Origin of the sequence: Citrobacter freundii complex sp. CFNIH4 (assembly GCF_002934505.1) — a bacterium.
Classification (GTDB): Bacteria; Pseudomonadota; Gammaproteobacteria; order Enterobacterales; family Enterobacteriaceae; genus Citrobacter; species Citrobacter freundii.
This window is the reverse complement of the sequence record NZ_CP026231.1, coordinates 552,177-576,445: the sequence shown is the minus strand read 5'-3', so window position 1 is coordinate 576,445 and position 24,269 is coordinate 552,177. Positions and strand designations below refer to the sequence as shown.

The 24,269-nt window shown below is 51.9% G+C and carries 21 protein-coding genes; 14 read left to right on the top strand and 7 right to left on the bottom strand.

Annotated features, from left to right (window positions below):
• Window positions 1-188 precede the first annotated feature (188 nt).
• From lon to bolA, 5 genes are all read right to left on the bottom strand, one after another.
• Window positions 189-2,543: an endopeptidase La gene (gene lon / locus C2U41_RS02945; RefSeq protein WP_103848453.1), complete on the bottom strand. Its 2,355-nt coding sequence runs from the start codon at window positions 2,541-2,543 to the stop codon at window positions 189-191.
• A 184-nt stretch (window positions 2,544-2,727) separates the two neighbouring features.
• Complete coding sequence (clpX, locus tag C2U41_RS02940; protein ID WP_003831013.1) at window positions 2,728-4,002, bottom strand: ATP-dependent protease ATP-binding subunit ClpX; 1,275 nt, start codon at window positions 4,000-4,002, stop codon at window positions 2,728-2,730.
• A 126-nt stretch (window positions 4,003-4,128) separates the two neighbouring features.
• Window positions 4,129-4,752, bottom strand: a complete 624-nt coding sequence (clpP, locus tag C2U41_RS02935; protein ID WP_003021624.1) for an ATP-dependent Clp endopeptidase proteolytic subunit ClpP — start codon at window positions 4,750-4,752, stop codon at window positions 4,129-4,131.
• Window positions 4,753-4,999: 247 nt separating this feature from the next.
• Window positions 5,000-6,298, bottom strand: coding sequence for a trigger factor (gene tig, locus C2U41_RS02930; RefSeq protein ID WP_003021622.1), 1,299 nt, complete (start codon window positions 6,296-6,298; stop codon window positions 5,000-5,002).
• Window positions 6,299-6,641: 343 nt separating this feature from the next.
• On the bottom strand, window positions 6,642-6,959 hold the full coding sequence (gene bolA / locus C2U41_RS02925) for a transcriptional regulator BolA (protein WP_003021619.1): 318 nt from the start codon (window positions 6,957-6,959) through the stop codon (window positions 6,642-6,644).
• Window positions 6,960-7,264: 305 nt separating this feature from the next.
• On the opposite strand from bolA, the gene C2U41_RS02920 reads away from it, so the two are divergent.
• The 8 genes from C2U41_RS02920 to C2U41_RS02885 all read left to right on the top strand — a co-directional run bounded on the left by C2U41_RS02920 (window position 7,265) and on the right by C2U41_RS02885 (window position 16,201).
• A complete protein-coding gene (locus C2U41_RS02920) occupies window positions 7,265-7,843 on the top strand; it encodes a lipoprotein (RefSeq protein WP_003021617.1) in 579 nt (192 codons plus the stop codon).
• A gap of 44 nt (window positions 7,844-7,887) precedes the next feature.
• Entirely contained in the window at window positions 7,888-9,363 is a 1,476-nt protein-coding gene (gene ampG, locus C2U41_RS02915) for a muropeptide MFS transporter AmpG (protein ID WP_003847579.1), read from the top strand.
• Window positions 9,364-9,821: 458 nt separating this feature from the next.
• On the top strand, window positions 9,822-10,769 hold the full coding sequence (cyoA, locus tag C2U41_RS02910) for a cytochrome o ubiquinol oxidase subunit II (protein WP_003021613.1): 948 nt from the start codon (window positions 9,822-9,824) through the stop codon (window positions 10,767-10,769).
• Window positions 10,770-10,788: 19 nt separating this feature from the next.
• Window positions 10,789-12,780, top strand: coding sequence for a cytochrome o ubiquinol oxidase subunit I (gene cyoB, locus C2U41_RS02905; RefSeq protein ID WP_003021610.1), 1,992 nt, complete (start codon window positions 10,789-10,791; stop codon window positions 12,778-12,780).
• Entirely contained in the window at window positions 12,770-13,384 is a 615-nt protein-coding gene (locus tag C2U41_RS02900) for a cytochrome o ubiquinol oxidase subunit III (RefSeq protein ID WP_003831007.1), read from the top strand. Before cyoB ends, C2U41_RS02900 begins: the two co-directional genes overlap by 11 nt.
• Window positions 13,384-13,713, top strand: coding sequence for a cytochrome o ubiquinol oxidase subunit IV (locus C2U41_RS02895; RefSeq protein WP_003021607.1), 330 nt, complete (start codon window positions 13,384-13,386; stop codon window positions 13,711-13,713). Before C2U41_RS02900 ends, C2U41_RS02895 begins: the two co-directional genes overlap by 1 nt.
• An 11-nt stretch (window positions 13,714-13,724) precedes the next feature.
• Window positions 13,725-14,615 (top strand): heme o synthase, encoded by an 891-nt coding sequence (gene cyoE / locus C2U41_RS02890; protein ID WP_003835956.1) that lies wholly within the window; start codon window positions 13,725-13,727, stop codon window positions 14,613-14,615.
• A 221-nt stretch (window positions 14,616-14,836) separates the two neighbouring features.
• Window positions 14,837-16,201, top strand: a complete 1,365-nt coding sequence (locus C2U41_RS02885) for an MFS transporter (RefSeq protein ID WP_032936976.1) — start codon at window positions 14,837-14,839, stop codon at window positions 16,199-16,201.
• A gap of 80 nt (window positions 16,202-16,281) precedes the next feature.
• Here C2U41_RS02885 and C2U41_RS02880 read toward each other — a convergent pair whose 3' ends face one another.
• Window positions 16,282-16,773, bottom strand: a complete 492-nt coding sequence (locus C2U41_RS02880; RefSeq protein WP_003831002.1) for a YajQ family cyclic di-GMP-binding protein — start codon at window positions 16,771-16,773, stop codon at window positions 16,282-16,284.
• 174 nt (window positions 16,774-16,947) lie between these two features.
• Here C2U41_RS02880 and panE point away from each other — a divergent pair, with 174 nt between their 5' ends.
• From panE to C2U41_RS02865, 3 genes are read left to right on the top strand one after another with little or no spacing between them, the layout of a single operon-like run.
• Window positions 16,948-17,859 carry a 2-dehydropantoate 2-reductase gene (gene panE / locus C2U41_RS02875; protein WP_103848452.1) on the top strand — a complete coding sequence of 304 codons (912 nt, stop codon included), beginning with the start codon at window positions 16,948-16,950 and terminating at the stop codon, window positions 17,857-17,859.
• Window positions 17,822-18,412 (top strand): protein deglycase YajL, encoded by a 591-nt coding sequence (gene yajL / locus C2U41_RS02870; protein ID WP_003835959.1) that lies wholly within the window; start codon window positions 17,822-17,824, stop codon window positions 18,410-18,412. Before panE ends, yajL begins: the two co-directional genes overlap by 38 nt.
• A gap of 32 nt (window positions 18,413-18,444) precedes the next feature.
• Complete coding sequence (locus C2U41_RS02865) at window positions 18,445-19,527, top strand: hypothetical protein (RefSeq protein WP_103848451.1); 1,083 nt, start codon at window positions 18,445-18,447, stop codon at window positions 19,525-19,527.
• Window positions 19,528-19,592: 65 nt separating this feature from the next.
• Here C2U41_RS02865 and thiI read toward each other — a convergent pair whose 3' ends face one another.
• The gene (gene thiI / locus C2U41_RS02860; protein ID WP_003835961.1) at window positions 19,593-21,041 is read right to left on the bottom strand and encodes a tRNA uracil 4-sulfurtransferase ThiI; all 1,449 of its coding nucleotides are present in this window, start codon (window positions 21,039-21,041) and stop codon (window positions 19,593-19,595) included.
• 196 nt (window positions 21,042-21,237) lie between these two features.
• Between thiI and xseB the strand changes: the two genes are divergently transcribed.
• Genes xseB through dxs form a run of 3 tightly spaced genes read left to right on the top strand, consistent with a single transcriptional unit; the run spans window position 21,238 to window position 24,267 of the window.
• Window positions 21,238-21,480 carry an exodeoxyribonuclease VII small subunit gene (gene xseB, locus C2U41_RS02855; RefSeq protein ID WP_103848450.1) on the top strand — a complete coding sequence of 81 codons (243 nt, stop codon included), beginning with the start codon at window positions 21,238-21,240 and terminating at the stop codon, window positions 21,478-21,480.
• Entirely contained in the window at window positions 21,481-22,380 is a 900-nt protein-coding gene (ispA, locus tag C2U41_RS02850; RefSeq protein ID WP_003021584.1) for a (2E,6E)-farnesyl diphosphate synthase, read from the top strand. It begins immediately after the preceding gene.
• Between the two features lie 24 nt (window positions 22,381-22,404).
• Window positions 22,405-24,267, top strand: coding sequence for a 1-deoxy-D-xylulose-5-phosphate synthase (dxs, locus tag C2U41_RS02845; RefSeq protein WP_032936978.1), 1,863 nt, complete (start codon window positions 22,405-22,407; stop codon window positions 24,265-24,267).
• Window positions 24,268-24,269 lie beyond the last annotated feature (2 nt).

Below are 24,269 nucleotides of genomic sequence, written 5' to 3'. Positions count from 1 at the left end.
TTTATATCGCACCTGAATCCTTCAAAGTGCGACCGCGCAGCAGTTATATCAGGCCTGCCATGCCCTTACAACACCCGTTAATGATGGCAAGCCTAATCCGTCATCTAAATTAGCTATACAAAAAAAGGCTGGCAAGCCCGAAATGGCCTGCCAGCCCTGTTTTTATTAATGCTCTTTGCGCGAGGTCACTATTTTGCCGTCACAACCTGCATTCCAGAGGGTTCATTTTGCAACGCAAGAGCCAGAACTTCCTCAATGCGTTTCACCGGATGGATGTCCAGATCGGCAATTACGTTATCCGGAATCTCTTCCAGGTCACGTTTGTTCTCATCAGGAATTAAGACCGTTTTAATACCGCCACGGTGTGCCGCCAGCAGTTTTTCTTTCAAACCACCGATTGGCAGAACCTGACCACGCAGGGTGATCTCGCCGGTCATCGCCACGTCGGCGCGAACCGGGTTACCGGTAAGACAAGAAACCAGCGCGGTACACATGGCAATACCCGCACTTGGGCCATCTTTCGGCGTCGCTCCTTCAGGTACGTGAACGTGAATGTCGCGTTTTTCGTAAAAGTCCGGATTAATACCCAGTTTTCCCGCACGCGCACGTACCACGGTCAGTGCAGCCTGAATAGATTCCTGCATGACTTCACCCAGAGAACCGGTGTAGGTCAGTTTACCTTTACCCGGTACGCAGGCGGTTTCGATGGTCAACAGATCGCCGCCCACTTCCGTCCACGCCAGGCCGGTTACCTGACCAACGCGGTTTTCGTTGTCCGCGCGGCCATAATCAAAGCGCTGTACGCCCAGATAGTCGTGCAGATTATCGCCATTGATCTCGATATGTTTCAGTGACTTGTCGAGCAACAGCTGTTTCACCGCTTTACGGCACAGTTTGGAGATTTCTCGCTCCAGACTACGCACGCCCGCTTCACGGGTGTAGTAACGAATAATGCCTACAATGGCGCTATCGTCGACCGTCAGCTCACCTTTTTTCAGCGCGTTACGCTCAATCTGTTTCGGCAACAGGTGACGTTTTGCAATATTCAGCTTCTCGTCTTCGGTATAACCGGACAGACGGATCACTTCCATACGATCCAGCAACGGCGCCGGAATATTCATGGAGTTAGAGGTCGCAACGAACATCACGTCGCTGAGATCGTAGTCCACTTCCAGGTAGTGATCGCTGAACGCCACGTTCTGCTCTGGATCCAGCACCTCAAGCAGTGCGGAAGCCGGATCGCCACGCATGTCGGAAGACATTTTGTCGATCTCATCAAGCAGGAACAGCGGGTTTTTAACACCCACTTTAGCCATTTTCTGGATCAGTTTACCCGGCATAGAACCGATATAGGTCCGGCGGTGACCGCGAATTTCAGCCTCATCACGCACGCCGCCCAGCGCCATACGGATGTATTTACGCCCGGTCGCCTTGGCGATGGACTGCCCCAGAGAAGTTTTACCTACCCCAGGCGGCCCAACCAGACACAGGATCGGCCCCTTGATTTTATTCACACGGCTTTGGACCGCGAGATACTCAAGGATACGATCTTTGACGCGTTCCAGACCGTAATGGTCGGTATCGAGGATTTCCTGCGCCTGACGCAGGTCTTTTTTGACCTTGCTACGCGCATTCCACGGTACCTGAACCATCCAGTCGATGTAGCCACGCACTACGGTCGCTTCCGCCGACATCGGAGACATCATTTTCAGCTTCTGCAGTTCCGCTTCCGCTTTCTCTTTTGCCTCTTTCGGCATTTTCGCCGCGTCGATCTTACGCTTCAGCGCTTCGTTTTCGTCCGGCGCATCGTCCATCTCGCCGAGCTCTTTCTGAATAGCTTTCATCTGCTCGTTCAGATAGTACTCACGCTGGGATTTTTCCATCTGCTTTTTCACGCGGTTGCGAATGCGTTTCTCAACCTGCAGCAGATCGATTTCAGACTCCATCATCGCCATCAGATATTCCAGACGTTCGTTAACGTCGGACATCTCCAGCACGGACTGTTTGTCAGCCAGCTTCAGCGGCATGTGCGCTGCGATGGTGTCCGCCAGACGTGCAGGATCGTCGATGCTGTTCAGCGACGTCAGCACTTCTGGTGGGATTTTCTTGTTCAGCTTGATGTAGCCTTCGAACTGGCTGATAGCAGTACGCACCAGCACTTCCTGTTCGCGCTCATCAATAGCAGGCGAGTCAAGGTACTCTGCTTTCGCAGAGAAATGCTCGCCGTTGTCAGACAGCGCTGAAATACGCGCGCGCTGTAACCCCTCGACCAGCACTTTTACGGTGCCGTCAGGCAGTTTCAGCATCTGCAGAATAGAGGCCACGGTCCCGACGGTGAAAAGATCGTTTACACCCGGCTCATCCGTTGACGCTTCTTTCTGTGCGACCAGCATGATTTTTTTATCATGGTCCATAGCCGCTTCCAGACAACGGATAGATTTTTCCCGCCCTACAAATAAGGGTATGACCATGTGCGGATAAACCACCACATCGCGCAACGGCAATACGGGGATTTCAATGCGTTCAGAACGCTCAGGATTCATAGAGCTCTCTCTTAGTTTAGTTTCCGCCAGGTAATCAGGTGGTACGACTGTGCTTCACACCACCTTTAACATGTATGTCAGTATATGGGGATGTTTCCCACACATTCAACGCCATGTTTACGGAAAAATAAAAGGGGAGATAAAATCCCCCCTTTTTAATTAAATGTCTGTATGAATTGATGAATTATTCGCCAGATGCCTGTTGTGCTTCCGGCTTACCGTAAATCAGCAATGGCTTGCTCTGGCCGCCAATCACCGACTCGTCGATCACCACTTTTTCGACGTCTTCCATAGAAGGCAGATCGTACATGGTGTCGAGCAGCGCGGCTTCGACGATAGAACGCAGACCACGGGCACCGGTTTTACGCGCCATCGCTTTCTTGGCGATCGCATCCAGCGCTTCCTCACGGAACTCCAGATCAACACCTTCAAGATTGAACAACGCCTGGTACTGCTTGGTCAGGGCATTTTTCGGCTCTTTGAGGATCTGAATCAGCGCTTCTTCACTCAGTTCGCTCAGGGTTGCCACAACCGGCAGACGACCGATGAACTCAGGGATCAGACCAAATTTGATCAGATCTTCCGGTTCGACCTGCGACAGCAGTTCACCTTCGCTGGCTTTATCAGACTGCGCTTTTACCGTTGCGCCAAAACCAATGCCGGAGCCAGTTTCAACACGGTTAGCAATCACTTTATCCAGACCGGCAAATGCACCACCGCAGATAAACAGGATCTTGGAGGTATCAACCTGCAGGAATTCCTGCTGAGGATGTTTACGACCACCCTGCGGCGGAACGGCGGCAACCGTACCTTCGATCAGTTTCAACAGCGCCTGCTGTACGCCTTCGCCGGAAACGTCACGGGTAATGGACGGGTTGTCAGACTTACGAGAAATCTTGTCGATTTCATCGATATAGACGATCCCACGCTGTGCTTTCTGCACGTCGTAATCGCACTTCTGCAACAGTTTCTGAATAATATTTTCAACATCTTCACCCACATAACCGGCTTCGGTCAGCGTGGTGGCGTCGGCCATAGTGAACGGAACGTCCAGCAGGCGCGCCAGCGTTTCAGCCAGCAGCGTTTTACCGGAACCCGTCGGACCAATCAGCAGGATGTTACTTTTGCCCAACTCAACCCCATTGCTGGTGTCGCCGTTGCGCAGACGTTTGTAATGGTTGTATACCGCGACCGCCAGCACTTTCTTCGCCTGCTCCTGACCGATAACGTAATCGTCCAGGTGGTTGCGAATTTCATGTGGCGTCGGCAGCGCACTGCGTTCACGGTGCGGTGCTACTTCCTTAATCTCTTCGCGAATGATGTCGTTACATAAATCAACACATTCGTCGCAGATATACACGGATGGTCCGGCAATCAGCTTACGCACTTCATGCTGGCTTTTGCCGCAAAAAGAGCAGTACAACAATTTGCCCGAGCCATCTTTGCGTTTATCTGTCATGGGTCAAAACCTCTTCTTTGTTCTTTGTGCCGCACACGACGACGCAAATGCCATTATCAGGCGCAAGACGCTAGTCAGCGTTGTGCCGCTCCAGGTAATTATAGCGGCACACCTGCGCACTGGGCATTAATTACGATGGGTCAAAATCGAGTCGACCAGACCGTACTCTACCGCTTCAGAAGCGGAGAGGAAGCGATCGCGCTCGGTATCACGTTCAATCTGCTCAAGAGATTGACCCGTATGATGCGCCATAAGTTCGTTCATGCGCCCTTTTACCTTCAGGATTTCACGGGCATGAATTTCAATATCCGTTGCCTGGCCCTGGTAACCGCCCAGAGGCTGGTGGATCATGACGCGAGAGTTAGGCAGGCAAAAACGTTTGCCTTTCGCCCCGGCGGTCAGCAGGAACGCCCCCATTGAGGCCGCCTGGCCCATACAAATGGTGCTGACGTCCGGCTTAATAAACTGCATGGTGTCATAGATAGACATCCCGGCAGTGATCACTCCACCAGGGGAGTTGATGTACAGGTAGATATCTTTTTCTGGGTTTTCTGCTTCCAGGAACAGCATCTGCGCCACGATCAGGTTAGCCATATGGTCTTCGACCTGGCCGGTCAGAAAAATGACGCGTTCCTTAAGTAGACGAGAATAGATATCAAAAGAGCGCTCACCACGTGAGGTCTGTTCAATGACCATCGGCACCAGCGCCATATGGGGTGCAAAGTTATCTCGTTCGCCGCTGTATGACATTTCCGTCTCCTGGATAAAATTTGAAAAAACCTGCTGTGCTGATTGTAACCTTATGGACGGATTATCAGCTAATCCCTCAGTAATGGGTACGACATCGCCATAATTCAAGCATAACAATCTTTTGTTGTAACGCTAACACTGAAACGCTGTTTTCGCACTCTTCCCATGCAAAATGCGTGACAAAAAAAAACCCGCCACCAAAAGGTGACGGGCTTGCGTACGAAATTCGAGCTAAAAAAGCGACGAATTACGCCTGCTGGTTCATCAGCTCGTTGAAGGAAGTGGCTTTTTCAGTCACTTTCGCTTTCGCCAGAACGGCTTCAACAGCCTGCTCTTCCAGAGCGACGTTACGCATGTTGTCCATCAGCTCTTTATTTTTGCTGTAGAACTCAACCACTTCTTTCGGATCTTCGTAAGCAGAAGCCATCTCTTCGATCAGGCCTTTAACGCGATCTTCGTCAGCTTTCAGTTCGTTGGTGCGAATCACTTCGCCCAGCAGCAGACCAACAACTACGCGACGCTTAGCCTGTTCTTCGAACAGTTCACGCGGCAGTTCCAGAGCTTGTTTCTCGTTGCCGCCGAAACGCTGTGCAGCCTGACGACGCAGAACGTCGATTTCGCTGTCGATCAGCGCAGCCGGAACGTCGATGTCGTTAGCTTTTACCAGACCTTCGATCGCCTGAGACTTAACGCGGTTACGCACAGCGCCTTTCAGCTCGCGTTCCATGTTTTTGCGTACTTCAGCGCGCAGACCTGCTACGGAACCATCTTCAACGCCGAAACGTTTGATGAATTCTTCAGTCAGTTCCGGCAGTTCGCGTTCTTCAACTTTCTTCAGGTTGATAACGAACTTAGCGGCTTTACCTTTCAGGTTTTCAGCGTGGTACTCTTCCGGGAAAGTCACGTCGATAGTGAACTCTTCGCCAGCTTTGTGGCCTTTAACGCCTTCTTCAAAGCCTGGGATCATACGACCCTGACCCATCGCCAGTACGAAGTCAGACGCTTTGCCGCCTTCGAACTCTTCGCCGTCTACAGAACCGGTGAAGTCGATGGTTACACGGTCTTCTGCATCAGCAGCGCCGTCTTTGTCTTTCCAGGTAGCCTGCTGCTTACGCAGGGTATCCAGCATCACGTCAACGTCAGCGTCGGTGACTTCAACAACCGGTTTTTCAACTTCGATTGCTTCCAGACCAGTCAGCTCAACTTCCGGGTAAACTTCGAACTCTACCGCGTAAGTAAAATCTTCACCCAGTTTGTATTCGCCCGGAACGTAGTTCGGTGCGCCAGCCGGATTGATTTTTTCTTTGATGATCGCGTCAACGAAGTTGCGGCTCATCAGGTCGCCCAGAACGTCCTGGCGAACAGATGCGCCATAACGCTGAGCAACAACATTCATCGGTACTTTTCCTTTGCGGAAACCGTCAATACGCACTTTCTTCGCTACGTTGACCAGCTCGCTTTTCACAGCGGTCTCGATGCTGTCAGCAGCGATAGTAATCGTTACACGGCGGCCAAGGCCTTGAGTGGTTTCAACTGAAACTTGCATCTTGTTACCTCAAAAAATCACAGTGCTCGGTCAACTCTTCTCCGCAAGCACAGGTTGTTGGCTTCGCGGAACTGGGATGTTCTCATAAGCAATCACATTCCCTGTCGTCAGAATCATCCCGAAGACATTCCGAAAAATAAGACGCGCATTATAGCGGCATCACTTTTATGAGTCGAGAACGGTTATCGCGCGTTGCTGCGGCTTTTTTCACAATTCCCGGCTAATTTTTGTCTGAATACTGTACGACTGCCCCAGAATTCAGACAAAACAAAACGGCCCGCAGGCCGTTTTCACATAATCTGTAGCAACATACTGGAAAAGCGTCGGTTGTTGCAAATCCGTTTTACGCGATGCTTCCCGCCCCACGACACGGAGGCGATGCAAAAATCGTATCCTGCAACGCTTCCCACTCCTTAATGGTGTAGGTATGCAGGGCAAGAGCATGAACGGTTGTGGAAAGCTCCGCCGTTAACGTGCTGTAAATCATCCGATGACGATTAAGAAAACGTTCACCTGTAAAGCGATCGCTAACCAGCACAACCTTAAAGTGGCTTTCAGAACCAGCCGGGACATTGTGACGATAGCTTTCATCCACAACTTCGAGGAACACGGGTTCGAACGCTGCCCTTAATTTTTCTTCTATTTGCTCACGAATCATCATGAAATTTTCCTCCGACAACGCTGAGATGTCACCCATCCCTTTAAATACTAGCCGCTTTTACCGTTTTCATTACACCTTAGCAACAAAAAATTAGCGCTTGTCTGATTTTCTCAGCCAAACGGATGAAGTTCACTGAATCCTCACTTCGATTTATTGCAAAAAGTCCGTTTATGGTCTCCACAAAGCCATAAAACGGACAACACAATGAATTTACATGCGTTACCCACTTCCCCTCATCGTTGGCGATGTTATGATGGCGGGAATTTTCTCCAACCATACAATTTAGATTCGCTGAGAGCCCTGGCATGTTTAAAAAAATCCTCTTCCCGTTAGTCGCGATGTTCATGTTAGCTGGATGCGCAACGCCGCCGACCACTATTGAAGTCTCCCCGAAAATTACCCTGCCACAGCAGGACCCAAGCCTGATGGGCGTGACCGTTAGCATCAACGGTGCCGACCAGCGTCAGGATCAAGCGCTGGCAAAAGTCACCCGCGACAACCAACTGGTTACGCTGACTGCGTCCCGCGATCTGCGCTTCCTGCTGCAAGAAGTACTGGAAAAACAGATGACCGCACGCGGTTATATGATTGGACCAAACGGCGCTGTAAACCTGCAAATCATTGTTAGCCAGCTGTACGCTGACGTGTCTCAGGGTAGCGTGCGCTATAACATTGCCACCAAAGCAGATATCGCCATCATTGCGACCGCTGCTAACGGCAACAAGATGACCAAAAACTACCGCGCAAGCTATTCTGTTGAAGGCGCACTGCAGGCCTCTAACAAAAATATCGCTGACGCCGTTAACAGCGTGCTGACCGACACCATCGCTGATATGTCTCAGGACACCAGCGTTCACGATTTCATCAAGCAGAACGCTCGTTAATTTCTGCCCATATGGCCCGGCGTTCGTCGGGCCTATAGAAGCCCATGTCCAGTCATTACTTACGTATTTTTCAGCAACCACGCTCAGCTATCCTGCTTATTCTGGGGTTCGCCTCCGGTTTACCGCTCGCACTCACCTCCGGTACGCTTCAGGCGTGGATGACGGTCGAGAATATCGATCTTAAAACCATCGGTTTCTTTTCCCTGGTAGGTCAGGCCTACGTATTTAAGTTTCTCTGGTCCCCGTTGATGGACCGTTACACGCCACCGTTTTTAGGTCGACGTCGCGGCTGGCTGCTGGCGACCCAGGCGCTGTTGTTAATTTCTATCGCCGCGATGGGCTTTCTGGAGCCTGGCACACAGTTACGCTGGATGGCCGCACTCGCAGTAGTGATCGCTTTTTGCTCGGCCTCGCAGGATATCGTCTTTGATGCCTGGAAAACCGACGTGTTGCCCGCAGAAGAACGCGGCACCGGCGCGGCAATCAGCGTGCTGGGCTATCGATTAGGGATGCTGGTTTCAGGCGGACTGGCCCTGTGGATGGCCGATCGCTGGCTGGGCTGGCAAGGGATGTACTGGCTGATGGCAGCGCTGTTAATTCCTTGTATCATCGCCACCCTGTTAGCACCTGAACCGACTGACACCATTCCGGTACCTAAAACGCTGGAACAGGCGGTTGCGGCTCCGCTGCGAGACTTCTTTGGTCGTAACAACGCCTGGCTTATCCTGCTGCTTATTGTGCTGTATAAGCTCGGGGATGCCTTCGCCATGAGCCTGACCACCACCTTTTTGATCCGCGGCGTTGGATTTGATGCGGGTGAGGTTGGTGTGGTGAATAAAACGCTCGGGCTTCTGGCAACCATCGTTGGTGCATTGTACGGTGGGATCCTGATGCAGCGCCTTTCGCTGTTCCGCGCATTGCTGATATTTGGCATCCTGCAAGGGGCGTCAAATGCAGGCTACTGGCTATTGTCCATCACTGACAAACACATGTTCAGTATGGCGGCCGCCGTCTTCTTTGAAAACCTGTGTGGCGGAATGGGCACAGCGGCGTTTGTCGCTTTATTAATGACGCTGTGCAATAAGTCCTTCTCAGCGACCCAGTTCGCCCTGCTCTCCGCGCTTTCAGCCGTTGGTCGCGTTTATGTTGGCCCGGTAGCGGGTTGGTTTGTCGAAGCACACGGCTGGCCGACGTTTTATCTGTTCTCCGTGTTTGCCGCGATCCCCGGCCTCATACTGCTGCTGGTATGTCGCCAGACCCTGGAACATAGCTGGCAAAATGAAAGCTTTATTCCGCGTACGGAATTTCGTGGAGCGTACAGTCTGGCATTAATGACGTTGGTAGTGGGTTGCTGCTTGCTGCTGGTTTGGCTGCTACTGTTAACCATGAACGCGCTGGATTACACCAACTTCTCCTTCCTGCCGGAACTGCTTGAAGTCTCGGTGGCGGTCGCGGTCTGCGGGGTGATTTTTGGCGGATTGCTGGATTATCTGGCTCTGCGCAAAAACCGTCTGGCGTAAAAAACCGTATTAATAAGCCGTTGTAATCACCTTGCGTAATTATAACGGCTAAATAAACAACAATTGATAAAAATAATATTTGTTATTTTGTGCGCCAAAGAATTTGGAAATTATTGACGCCTTTTATATATTTTATTTTCCTTACTCGATTCAGCCACTACAGATTTATTTTTTGTTCCCAAATTGTCTTTTTATTGATAATCAATTGTTAAGCAATTGTTTTATTTTCGTATTGGTTATACCAATTACCCTCAGCCTGTCCCCCGCCTGCCTGCTTTCGTTATAACGTGATGTTGCAACAGGTTCTTAAAGTCAAAGCGACATATATTGCAACATATGTGACACGCACGGCAGAACCCAGTAACACAGATCCAAGGATGTTTACAGTAATGTAACCTTCCCGTAAAATGCCCTCACACTTTAAACGCCACCCGGTCCCGTGGAATTGAGGTCGTTAAATGAGACTCAGGAAATACAATAAAAGTTTGGGATGGTTGTCATTAATTGCAGGCACTGCGTTACTCAGTGGCTGTAATTCTGCGCTGCTTGACCCTAAAGGACAGATTGGACTGGAACAACGTTCACTGATACTGACGGCATTTGGCCTGATGTTGATTGTCGTTATTCCTGCCATCTTGATGGCTGTTGGTTTTGCCTGGAAGTATCGTGCAAGCAATAAAGATGCGAAGTACAGCCCGAACTGGTCACACTCCAATAAAGTGGAAGCTGTGGTCTGGACGGTGCCGATCTTAATCATCATTTTCCTTGCCGTTTTGACCTGGAAAACCACTCACGCTCTTGAGCCAAGCAAACCGCTGGCGCATGACGAGAAGCCCATTACCATCGAAGTGGTTTCCATGGACTGGAAATGGTTCTTCATCTATCCGGAACAAGGTATCGCTACCGTGAATGAAATCGCCTTCCCGGCGAATACTCCGGTTGAGTTCAAAGTGACATCCAACTCCGTGATGAACTCCTTCTTTATCCCGCGTCTGGGTAGCCAGATTTATGCCATGGCCGGCATGCAGACTCGACTGCATCTGATCGCCAACGAAGTCGGTACTTATGATGGTATCTCCGCAAGCTATAGCGGACCAGGCTTCTCCGGTATGAAGTTCAAGGCTATCGCAACAAAGGACCGCGCCGAATTCGACCAATGGGTTGCTAAAGCTAAACAGTCCACGAACACCATGAGCGACATGGCTGCGTTCGAGAAAGTGGCTGTGCCAAGCGAATACAACCAGGTGGAATACTTCTCCAACGTGAAACCCGATTTGTTTAAAGATGTTATTAACAAATTTATGGCTCACGGTAAGAGCATGGACATGACCCAACCCGAAGGTGAGCACAACGCACACGAAGGCATGGAAGGCATGGACATGAGCCACGCGGAATCCGCTCACTAAGGGGCCGAGGAAGAATACGATGTTCGGAAAATTGACGCTGGATGCAGTGCCGTTCCATGAACCCATTGTCATGGTTACGATCGCTGCCATTATCATCGGTGGTGCGGCCTTACTGGGCCTAATCACTTACTTCGGTAAGTGGACCTACCTGTGGAAAGAGTGGCTGACTTCGGTTGACCACAAACGCCTTGGCATCATGTATGTCATTGTTGCAATCGTCATGTTGATTCGTGGCTTTGCCGACGCCATCATGATGCGTAGTCAGCAAGCGCTGGCTTCTGCGGGTGAAGCGGGCTTCCTGCCTCCTCACCACTACGATCAGATCTTCACGGCTCACGGCGTGATTATGATCTTCTTCGTGGCAATGCCATTTGTTATCGGTCTGATGAACCTGGTGGTTCCACTGCAGATCGGTGCACGTGACGTTGCATTCCCGTTCCTGAACAACCTGAGCTTCTGGTTCACCGTTGTCGGCGTAATCCTGGTTAACCTGTCTCTGGGCGTAGGTGAATTCGCACAGACCGGTTGGCTGGCGTATCCGCCGCTCTCGGGAATAGAGTACAGTCCAAGCGTCGGGGTCGATTATTGGATATGGGCAGTCCAGTTGTCCGGTATTGGTACAACCCTGACCGGTATCAACTTCTTTGTGACCATCATTAAGATGCGTGCGCCAGGAATGACCATGTTCAAGATGCCGGTATTCAGCTGGGCGTCTCTGTGCGCGAACATCCTGATTATCGCCTCTTTCCCAATCCTGACGGTTACCGTCGCGTTGCTGACCCTGGATCGCTATCTGGGTACCCATTTCTTTACCAACGATATGGGCGGCAACATGATGATGTACATCAACCTGATTTGGGCCTGGGGCCATCCGGAAGTGTACATCCTGGTTCTGCCGGTCTTCGGGGTGTTCTCCGAAATCGCGGCAACCTTCTCACGTAAACGTCTGTTTGGTTACACCTCGCTGGTGTGGGCAACCGTGTGTATCACCGTTCTGTCGTTCGTTGTTTGGCTGCACCACTTCTTCACCATGGGTGCAGGCGCTAACGTAAACGCCTTCTTCGGTATTACCACCATGATTATCGCCATCCCGACCGGGGTGAAGATCTTCAACTGGCTGTTCACCATGTATCAGGGCCGTATCGTATTCCACTCAGCGATGCTGTGGACGATTGGCTTTATCGTGACCTTCTCAGTTGGCGGCATGACCGGCGTACTGCTGGCGGTTCCGGGTGCAGACTTCGTACTGCACAACAGTCTGTTCCTGATTGCGCACTTCCATAACGTTATCATCGGCGGCGTCGTATTTGGCTGCTTCGCAGGTATGACCTACTGGTGGCCAAAAGCGTTTGGCTTCACGCTGAACGAAACCTGGGGTAAACGCGCATTCTGGTTCTGGATCATCGGGTTCTTCGTGGCATTTATGCCGCTGTACGTGCTGGGCTTCATGGGTATGACCCGTCGCCTCAGCCAGCAGATTGACCCGCAGTTCCATCCGATGCTGGTCGTTGCCGCCTGCGGTGCTGCGCTGATTGCACTGGGTATCCTGTGCCAGCTGATTCAGATTTACGTCTCTATTCGCGACCGCGAGCAGAATCGTGACCTGACCGGTGACCCATGGGGTGGTCGTACGCTGGAGTGGGCAACCTCTTCCCCGCCTCCGTTCTATAACTTTGCCGTTGTGCCGCACGTTCACGAGCGTGATGCCTTCTGGGAAATGAAAGAAAAAGGTGAAGCGTACAAGCAGCCTGCGCACTATGAAGAAATTCATATGCCGAAGAACAGCGGTGCCGGTATCGTCATTACCGCCTTCGCAACACTGTTTGGTTTCGCCATGATCTGGCATATCTGGTGGCTGGCGATTGCAAGCTTCGCAGGCATGATCATCAGCTGGATTGTGAAAAGCTTTGATGAAGACGTGGATTACTACGTGCCGGTCCCGGAAGTCGAAAAACTGGAAAACCAGCATTTCGATGAGATTACTAAGGCAGGGCTGAAAAATGGCAACTGATACTTTAACGCACGCGACTGCCCACGCGCACGAACACGGGCACCACGATGCAGGCCAGACCAAGATCTTCGGATTCTGGGTCTACCTGATGAGCGACTGCATTCTGTTCTCTATTCTGTTTGCAACCTATGCCGTTCTGGTGAATGGCACCGCAGGTGGCCCAACAGGTAAAGACATTTTTGAACTGCCGTTCGTTCTGGTTGAAACATTCCTGCTGTTATTCAGCTCCATTACTTACGGCATGGCAGCGATTGCCATGTACAAGAACAACAAGAGCCAGGTTATCTCCTGGCTGGCGTTGACCTTCTTGTTCGGTGCCGGATTCATCGGGATGGAACTCTATGAATTCCATCACCTGATTGTTAACGGCATGGGCCCGGATCGTAGCGGTTTCCTGTCTGCGTTCTTCGCGCTGGTCGGCACGCACGGTCTGCACGTCACCTCCGGTCTTATCTGGATGGCGGTTCTGATGGTGCAAGTCGCTCGTCGCGGCCTGACCAGTACTAACCGTACCCGCATCATGTGCCTGAGCCTGTTCTGGCACTTCCTGGATGTGGTATGGATCTGTGTGTTCACTGTTGTTTATCTGATGGGGGCGATGTAATGAGTCATGCTAACGAGAGCGGCGGCGCATCCCATGGCAGCGTAAAAACCTACATGACAGGTTTTATCCTGTCGATCATCCTGACGGTTATTCCGTTCTGGATGGTGATGACAGGTTCTGCCTCTCCGGCCGTCATTCTGGGAACTATTCTGGCAATGGCAGTGGTACAGATTCTGGTGCACCTGGTGTGCTTCCTGCACATGAATAGCAAATCTGATGAAGGTTGGAACATGACGGCCTTTGTCTTTACTGTGCTAATCATCGCCATCCTGGTTGTGGGCTCCATCTGGATTATGTGGAACCTTAACTACAACATGATGATGCACTAAGAGCGGCGATTATGATGTTTAAGCAATACCTGCAAGTAACGAAACCAGGCATCATCTTTGGCAACCTGATCTCGGTGATTGGGGGGTTCCTGCTGGCCTCGAAAGGCAGCATTGATTATCCCCTGTTTATCTACACGCTGGTTGGGGTGTCACTGGTTGTGGCGTCGGGTTGTGTATTTAACAACTACATCGACAGGGATATCGACAGGAAGATGGAGAGGACCAAAAACCGCGTGCTGGTTAAAGGTCTGATTTCCCCTGCGGTCTCACTGGTATACGCCACCCTGCTGGGTATTGCTGGCTTTATGCTGCTGTGGTTTGGCGCGAACCCTCTGGCCTGCTGGCTGGGGGTAATGGGCTTCGTGGTCTATGTGGGCGTCTATAGCCTGTACATGAAGCGCCATTCCGTTTATGGCACGCTGATTGGCTCACTCTCCGGCGCTGCGCCGCCGGTGATTGGCTACTGCGCCGTAACCGGTGAGTTCGATAGCGGTGCGCTGATTCTGCTGGCTATTTTCAGCCTGTGGCAGATGCCGCACTCTTACGCGATTGCGATTTTCCGCTTTAAGGATTATCAGGCTGCCAACATCCCAGTACTGCCGGTGGTGAAAGGCATTTCAGTCGCGAAAAACCATATCACGCTGTATATCATCGCATTTGCTATCGCCACGCTGATGCTAACCCTGGGCGGCTATGCAGGTTATAAATACCTGATTGTTGCTGCGGCGGTGAGCGTCTGGTGGTTGGGCATGGCGCTGCGCGGTTATAAAGTGGAAGATGACAAAGTCTGGGCGCGCAAGCTGTTCGGTTTCTCCATCATCGCCATTACCGCGCTTTCCGTGATGATGTCCGTCGACTTTATGGTGCCAAACTCGCAGAACCTGCTGACTTACGTCTGGTAAGTTAATCGTCACATCTTCTATGCCGGATGGCGGCTGACGCCTTATCCGGCCTACAAAAAAGCACATTGCTTGTAGGCCGGATAAGATACGTGAGTATCGTCATCCGGCATTTTCGTTTCCAGCCGACTCCCCTCACAACCCCAACATTTGTTAATAAAGCGCATATTTACCCAGCCTGCTTAGCGCTTTACACTAGGCGCGAAATTAATACAGAGGTGGGAATGAACGATTACAAAATGACGCCCGGTGAGTTGCGCGCCACCTGGGGTTTAGGGACCGTATTCTCGTTGCGCATGCTTGGCATGTTTATGGTTCTACCGGTTCTGACCACGTACGGTATGGCGCTACAGGGCGCCAGCGAAGCGTTGATTGGCCTTGCCATCGGCATTTACGGCCTGGCGCAAGCCGTCTTCCAGATCCCCTTTGGTCTGCTCTCTGACCGCATTGGTCGTAAGCCGCTTATTGTCGGCGGACTGGCGGTATTCGTTCTCGGCAGCGTGATTGCTGCCCTCTCCGATTCAATCTGGGGCATTATTCTTGGTCGCGCATTGCAAGGTTCCGGAGCAATTGCCGCGGCCGTGATGGCGCTGCTTTCCGACTTAACCCGCGAGCAAAACCGCACCAAAGCGATGGCGTTTATCGGCGTCAGCTTTGGTATCACCTTTGCCATTGCGATGGTGCTGGGGCCAATCGTTACCCATGCGCTGGGGCTCCACGCGCTGTTCTGGATGATTGCCGCCCTTGCTACCACGGGTATCGTGCTGACCATTTGGGTCGTTCCCAATAGCACCAGCCACGTACTAAACCGTGAATCGGGCATGGTAAAAGATAGCTTCAGCAAAGTGCTGGCGGAGCCCAAACTGCTGAAGCTCAATTTCGGCATTATGTGCCTGCACATTTTGCTGATGTCCACTTTCGTCGCGTTACCAGGACAACTGGCGAAAGCCGGTTTCCCCGCCGCAGAACACTGGAAAATTTATCTGGTGACGATGCTGCTATCCTTTGTTTCCGTGGTGCCGTTCATCATTTACGCCGAAGTGAAGCGCAAGATGAAACGCGTGTTCCTCGCCTGCGTGTTACTAATCCTTATTGCAGAGATTGTATTGTGGAGCGCTAACATTCGTTTCTGGGGTCTGATTGCGGGCGTGCAGATTTTCTTCCTCGCCTTCAACCTGATGGAAGCCCTCCTCCCCTCGCTTATCAGCAAAGAATCGCCTGCGGGTTACAAAGGCACGGCAATGGGTGTTTACTCCACCAGCCAGTTTCTTGGCGTGGCGATTGGCGGTTCGCTCGGCGGTTGGGTGGTTGAAATGTTTGATGGTCAGGCCGTATTTCTGGCCGGTGCGCTGCTGGCGGCAGTTTGGTTGATTGTGGCAAACACAATGAAAGAGCCACCGTACGTCAGCAGCCTGCGTGTGGAAATTCCACCAGAAATTGCCGCAGATGACACGTTAAAGCAGCGCCTGCTGGCAAAAGAAGGAATAAGCGAAGTGTTAATTGTGGCGAAAGAGCATTCGGCCTACGTGAAAATCGACAGCAAAGTCACCAATCGATTTGAGGTTGAGCAGACCATCAGCCAGACGTGATGATTACCGGATGGTAACTAACGTCTCGTCCGGCCTACAAATAGCGTGTGCGACCTGTAGGCCGGATCAGGCATTACGACTTAATCACGGAAGTTTTTAAACTGGAACGGCTGGCCGAGATCGCCACCGCGAACCAGCGCCATGACGGATTGCAGATCGTCACGCGCCTTACCGGTCACACGAATTTCTTCACCCTGAATCTGCGCCTGCACCTTCAGCTTGCTGTCTTTGATCAGCTTAACGATTTTCTTTTGCACTGCGCTTTCAATGCCCTGCTTCAGCTTAGCTTCAACAAACCAGGTTTTACCGCTGTGCACGAAAGTTTCTGGTACGTCCAGCGAGGTGCCTTCAATACCGCGTTTCAGCAGCTTGGCACGCAAAATATCCAGCAGCTGATTAACCTGAAAATCAGACTCGCTCAGCACCTTAATCGTCTTATTTGACTCATTCAGCTCAAAAGTGGCTTCAACGCCACGAAAATCAAAGCGTGACTCGACTTCACGGCTGGCGTTATCCACCGCGTTACGGGCTTCCTGAAGATCAACTTCAGAGACAATATCGAAAGATGGCATCTTTTCCTCTCCCTTCATTTTTGATGCGAAGCATAATACCTGCAAAGTTACTCAACAGACAGCGCTATACTAGGCTGTATCCTTTCATTGTACGTGGTAGCGACATCTGCGAACAATAATAGGGTGCGGTCGATATGGATTAACACCTGGTGCTGTTGCAGGTGAGGAGGAAGAATGAAAATTACCGTACTGGGATGTGGAGCGTTAGGACAGCTATGGCTTACAGCGCTGTGCAAACATGGACATGAGGTGCAAGGGTGGCTGCGCGTACCGCAACCCTACTGCAGCGTAAACCTGATCGACACGGATAGCTCAGTTTTTAATGAATCCCTGACGGCAAACGACCCCGACTTTTTGGCAAAAAGCGACCTGCTGCTTGTCACCCTGAAGGCCTGGCAAGTTTCTGATGCGGTAAAAGGCCTGTCTGCAATTCTGCCTGAAACCACGCCCATTCTGCTTATTCACAACGGCATGGGAACGATTGAAGAGTTACATAACATTAAGCAACCCTTGCTGATGGGTACCACCACCCACGCAGCACGCCGTGACGGGAACGTCATCATTCATGTCGCTCAGGGAACAACGCGTATTGGGCCGGCGCGTGAGCAAGACGGCGATTTCAGCTATCTGGCTGAAACCCTGCAAGAGGTGCTGCCGGACGTCGCCTGGCACAACACCATTCGCGCCGAGCTGTGGCGCAAGCTGGCCGTCAACTGCGTCATTAACCCGCTGACCGCATTATGGGATTGCCCAAACGGTGAGCTACGCCATCATCCTGAAAAAATAGCGCTCATCTGTGAGGAAGTGGCAGCGGTGATCGAACGCGAAGGCCACCACACATCAGCGGATGATTTACGCTATTATGTCGAGCAAGTGATTGACAGTACGGCGGAAAATATCTCATCTATGCTGCAGGACATTCGCGCCATGCGTCATACCGAGATCGACTACATTACCGGTTATTTGTTAAAACGTGCACGCGCGCACGGCATCGCCGTTCCGGAAAATGCCCGCCTGTTTGAAATGGTTAAAAGAAAGGAAAGTGAGTATGAGCGCTCAAGCACTGGTATGTCTCGCCCCTGGTAGTGAAGAAACCGAAGCGGTTACTACTATCGATCTACTGGTTCGCGGCGGAATTAAGGTCACAACCGCCAGCGTCGCCAGCGATGGCAACCTGACGATCGTGTGCTCGCGCGGTGTGAAACTGCTGGCGGATGCGCCATTAGTCGAAGTTGCTGACGGCGATTTCGACATTATCGTACTGCCGGGCGGTATTAAAGGCGCCGAGTGTTTTCGCGACAGCCCTCTGCTGGTCGAAACCGTGAAGCAGTTTCATCGCTCCGGACGCATTGTCGCGGCAATCTGTGCCGCGGCTGCCACCGTCCTCGTCCCACACGACATTTTTCCCATCGGCAACATGACCGGCTACCCGGCGCTGAAAGACCAAATCCCCGCTGATCAATGGCAGGACAAGCGCGTCGTATGGGATCCGCGCGTCAACCTGTTAACCAGCCAGGGACCGGGAACCTCAATCGATTTCGGTTTGAAAATCATTGATCTTCTGGTCAGTCGTGAAAAGGCTTACGAAGTTGCATCACAACTGGTGATGGCAGCGGGAATTTATAACTACTACGAGTAAATCTTCAGGCCACTCCCTTATAAGGAATCATAATGAAAGGATATCTGAGTGGAGTGGCTTTATTGCTCCTTTCCGGTTATGCCACAGCGACGCAACTCGACATAAAGAGTATTGAGTATCGCTATCCCGGAAGCACTGAAATGCAATATCGCGTGCCATGGTTTTCCTCGACGGATAACCCCAAGGTTGCGAAACGTATTAACGATTATATTTTCGCAACCTTTATCAATCAGCTACCGGGTAATACTCCGCAGGCCACAGTAAACCAGTTTGCGAAATCAGCCATGAATCCCACCGCAAACCTTAACTACACGGTTGAATTTCGCGACGAAAAAATCCTGACCATGAATATGTTTGTCGAAGGCTGCGGAGCGTATTGCGAATCGTACAATGTACCGCTCAGCTTCGATTTAGCCAACGGCGCGGCAATTACCCTCAACGACCTCTTTTCCCGTTCTACGATGGCCGAATTAAATACTCGCATCAGAAAAGATATCCGTGGCCAAATCGACACATTTGTTGATGCGCATAAATCGCAAACACCAGAACAAATAAAAGAAGAGAAAGGTGAAGTTTTTAACTACGCCGAATTCTACGCATCGTGCGCAACCTACACCGACGGTTTGTACTACATCGACAAATTCTCCCTGCAAAAAGACCATCTGGCCTTCCTGAACGGACGCTGTAGCAACCACGCCAGCCGCGCACTCGACGAGTTGGGTGATTTCACCACGAAAATCCCAACCGCAGAACTGCATAATCAGCTCACGCCATACGGCCAGTATCTGACTGGCGCAAAGAGTACAACACCGGTTTCGCCAGCGCCCGGCATTGACGGCAAAGTCATGTACGGCACGCTGGGAAAAAGCATGCGTATTGTGTTGAAGGTGGACTGCAAATACGGTGATTTTTTTGAAGGGGCTTACTTTTACCAGAAATTTGGCGCACCGATTGAATTAACCGGCAAATGCGATACAGCCGACAATCAACATTATGAACTGAAGACATCTGCTGCTGAACAAGCGCAAGAGAAGATAACGCTGGAGTTAAAAGACGGTGTCTATCAAGGCGTCTGGGAGTCGAACGGGAAGACGCTTCCTGTGCGTTTTGAATAATATCGTTGCATTGCCGGATGGCGGCGTAACCGCCTTATCCGGCCTACAACACGGTGTTTACTCAATTACGGGCGATACACCTTCACGTTCTCAAAGCCCTGCTCGCGCAGATAAAGCGCCTGCAGGCGGCTCATCACCCCGCGTTCACACCACAGCAGCCAGGTTTTGCTCTGGTCCAGATCGCCGAATTTGGTGCTCAGCTTGTAGAACGGCAGAGAAACGACGTCCACGCCGTCAACCTTCAGCGGTTTATCATCCTGTTCATCCACAGAACGGATATCCAGGATCACATCGTTCGGGCCGAAACCGCTCACGGTTTCCACTTCTACCACGGTTTGCTGCGTCTGCTGGGCGATATCGCGAATATCAATATTATTCGCTTCTTCAACCACTTTATCGAGGATAGAGAAATCGAAGTTTTCTTCTTCGGCCTCAATCTTCGATTTGATCGCTTTCACCGTCGGGCTTTTTGAAATTACACCGCAGTATTCCGGCATGGTACGAGCAAAATCCTCGGTGCCAATTTCACGCGCCAGATTGATGATGTGCTCTTTATCATGGGAGATAAGTGGGCGCAGGATCAGGGTGTCTGATACGTTATCGATCAAACGCAGGTTGGTCAGCGTCTGACTGGACACCTGGCCCAGTGCTTCACCGGTTACCAGCGCCTGTACGCCGTAGCGCTCAGCGACTTTCGACGCCGCGCGAACCATCATACGCTTGAGAACCACGCCCATCTGGCCGTCATCAACTTTCTCCAGGATCTCACCGACCACCGGTTCAAAGTTGATAGCAACAAAACGCACGCGATGCGAACTACCGAAGCGATTCCACAGGTAATGCGCCACCTGGCGAACACCGATTTCATGCGCTGCCCCGCCAAGGTTGAAGAAGCAGTAGTGCACGCGGCAGCCGCGACGCATCAGCATGTAGCTGGACACGCCGGAGTCGAAACCACCGGAGATCAGCGACAGTACGTCTTCCTGCGTACCAATTGGGAAACCGCCAATACCTTCATAGCGGCCTTTAACCAGCAACAGACGGTCGTTTTCGATTTCAAGATTAACCGTCACGTCCGGCTTCGTCAGCTTCACGCGCGCGGATTCAATATGCTGGTTCAGTCCACCGCCAACATAACGTTCCACCTCAATGGAGCTAAACTCATGCTTACCACGACGCTTAACGCGTACGCAGAAGGTTTTACCTTCCAGTTGATCGCGATACTGCACCAGTGCTTTCTCGAAAATATCGTGCATATCGGTAAACGGCACGTCTTCTACTTCGAGAATGTGGTGGATCCCCGGAATACGGGTCAGCGCGTCGCGAATGTCCAGGCGCTGGCTTTCATCTTTAGCGCGAACCTCAACGTGATCCCAGTGACGGACAACGGCAAGGTCTTCATCATAGTGCTTTAAAACGTTACGAATGTTCCCTGTCAGAATTTTTATAAAGCGCAAACGCACAGATTGGCTTTTGATGGTGATTTCTGGGAACAATTTAATGATAAACTTCATGGCGGCAATGGTTCTTAGGCAAGTCTGAATGACTTGTAATGGAAAAAAATACAGCAGCCCATACCCGCGACTGCATCCAGGCGCGCAAGTATATCACCATCACGCGGCTACTGTGCACATTGCGCGTTATTTGCTTATCAGTGCGAGTCCGTTACCATAGTCTTGTGCTGCCAATACAGAGAGTCAGACATTCATTATGCCGAAGAAAAATGAAGCGCCCGCCAGTTTTGAAACCGCGCTGAGCGAGCTGGAACAAATTGTTACCCGTCTGGAAGGCGGCGACCTGCCGTTAGAAGAAGCGTTAAACGAATTCGAACGCGGCGTACAGTTGGCGCGTCAAGGACAGGTCAAATTGCAACAGGCTGAACAGCGCGTACAAATCCTGCTGTCAGATACTGAAGACGCGTCCCTTACGCCTTTTACACCGGATAATGAGTAAATGGATTTTACGCAGCAGCTACAGGCTTGCGTTGAGCAGGCCAACCAGGCACTGAGCCGTTTTATCGCGCCACTGCCCTTTCAGAACACTCCCGTGGTCGAAACCATGCAATATGGCGCATTATTAGGCGGTAAACGCCTGCGCCCGTTCCTGGTGTATGCGACCGGTCAGATGTTTGGTGTCAGCCTGAGTACGCTTGATGCTCCCGCTGCCGCCGTCGAATGCATTCACGCCTATTCGCTGATGCACGATGATTTACCCGCGATGGACGACGATGACCTGCGCCGCGGTCTGCCGACTTGCCACGTAAAATTTGGTGAGGCAAACGCGATCCTGGCCGGAGATGCGCTGCAAACGCTGGCATTCTCCATTATCAGCGACGCTCCAATGCCGGAAGTATCTGACCGTGACCGCATCGCGATGATCTCTGAACTGGCTCAGGCCAGCGGTATCGCCGGTATGTGCGGCGGTCAGGCACTGGATCTGGAAGCTGAAGGTCATCAGGTTGAGCTGGATGCGCTGGAGCGTATTCACCGCCATAAAACCGGGGCATTGATTCGCGCCGCCGTACGTCTGGGAGCATTAAGCGCAGGCGATAAAGGGCGAGAATGCCTGGCAATACTCGACAAATACGCAGAAAGCATCGGTCTGGCCTTCCAGGTTCAGGATGACATCCTGGATGTGGTAGGCGATACTGCAACATTGGGTAAACGTCAGGGTGCTGACCAGCAGCTTGGCAAAAGTACCTATCCTGCACTTCTGGGTCTTGAGCAAGCCCAGAATAAAGCCCGGGATTTAATCGAGGATGCCCGCCAGTCGCTAAGTTTGCTGGCCGCACAGTCACTCGATACCTCGGCACTGGAAGCGCTAGCGGACTACATAATCCAGCGTGATAAATAAACCAACATATCCCATGAGCTTGCGATGAGTTTTGATATAGCCAAATACCCGACCCTGGCGCTGGTCGACTCCACCCAGGAGTTACGTCTGCTGCCAAAAGAGAGCCTGCCAAAGCTTTGCGACGAACTGCGCCGCTATTTGCTCGACAGCGTAAGCCGTTCCAGCGGGCACTTCGCCTCTGGTCTGGGCACGGTGGAACTCACCGTCGCGCTGCACTATGTCTACAATACCCCGTTTGACCAGTTAATCTGGGATGTAGGACATCAGGCTTACCCGCACAAAATACTGACCGGACGCCGTGATAAAATCGGCACCATTCGTCAGAAAGGCGGTTTGCATCCGTTCCCGTGGCGCGGTGAGAGCGAGTATGACGTACTGAGCGTTGGGCACTCTTCAACCTCCATTAGCGCAGGTATCGGTATTGCGGTTGCCGCTGAGAAAGAAGGCAAAGAACGTCGTACCGTATGTGTGATTGGCGACGGCGCTATCACCGCCGGGATGGCGTTTGAAGCGATGAACCACGCAGGCGATATTAAGCCCGACATGCTGGTTATCCTCAACGACAATGAAATGTCGATTTCAGAGAACGTTGGCGCGCTGAACAATCATCTGGCGCAACTGCTCTCTGGCAAACTCTACTCCTCGCTGCGCGAAGGCGGGAAAAAAGTCTTCTCCGGCGTGCCGCCGATTAAAGAGCTGCTCAAACGTACCGAAGAACACATTAAAGGCATGGTTGTGCCGGGTACGCTGTTTGAAGAACTGGGCTTTAACTATATCGGTCCGGTGGACGGTCACGACGTGCTGGGGCTTATTACCACACTGAAGAACATGCGCGATCTGAAAGGCCCGCAGTTCCTGCACATCATGACCAAAAAAGGTCGTGGTTACGAGCCGGCAGAAAAAGATCCAATCACCTTCCACGCGGTACCAAAATTCGATCCATCCAGCGGATGCCTGCCGAAAAGCAGCGGCGGCCTGCCGAGCTATTCAAAAATCTTCGGTGACTGGCTGTGCGAAACCGCGGCGAAAGACAATAAGCTGATGGCAATCACCCCGGCGATGCGCGAAGGCTCCGGTATGGTGGAATTTTCACGTAAGTTTCCGGACCGCTACTTCGATGTGGCGATCGCCGAACAGCACGCGGTGACGTTTGCTGCCGGTCTGGCGATTGGCGGCTATAAGCCGGTCGTGGCTATTTACTCGACCTTCCTGCAGCGCGCCTACGATCAGGTGCTGCATGATGTCGCCATCCAGAAACTGCCAGTTCTGTTCGCCGTTGACCGGGCAGGAATTGTTGGCGCAGATGGACAAACCCATCAAGGGGCGTTCGATCTTTCCTTCCTGCGCTGCATCCCGGAAATGGTCATTATGACCCCGAGTGATGAAAACGAATGCCGCCAGATGCTATTCACCGGCTATCACTACAACGACGGTCCAACGGTCGTGCGCTACCCGCGCGGTAACGCGGTGGGCGTAGAGTTGACCCCGCTGGAACAACTGCCTATCGGGAAAGGTATAGTGAAACGTCACGGGGAGAAAGTGGCAATTCTCAACTTCGGTACCCTGATGCCGGAAGCCGCTCAGGTCGCAGAGTCGATGAACGCCACGCTGGTCGATATGCGTTTTGTGAAACCCCTGGATGAAACGTTGATCCTTGAAATGGCTGCCCAACACGAGGTTCTGGTTACCATTGAAGAGAACGCCATTATGGGTGGTGCTGGCAGCGGTGTAAACGAAGTGCTGATGGCCCATCGTAAGCCCGTCCCGGTGCTGAACATTGGCCTGCCAGACTTCTTCATCCCGCAGGGAACTCAGGATGAAGCTCGCGCCGATCTGGGTCTGAATGCCGTCGGAATTGAGGCCAAAATCAAGGCCTGGCTGGCATAAAC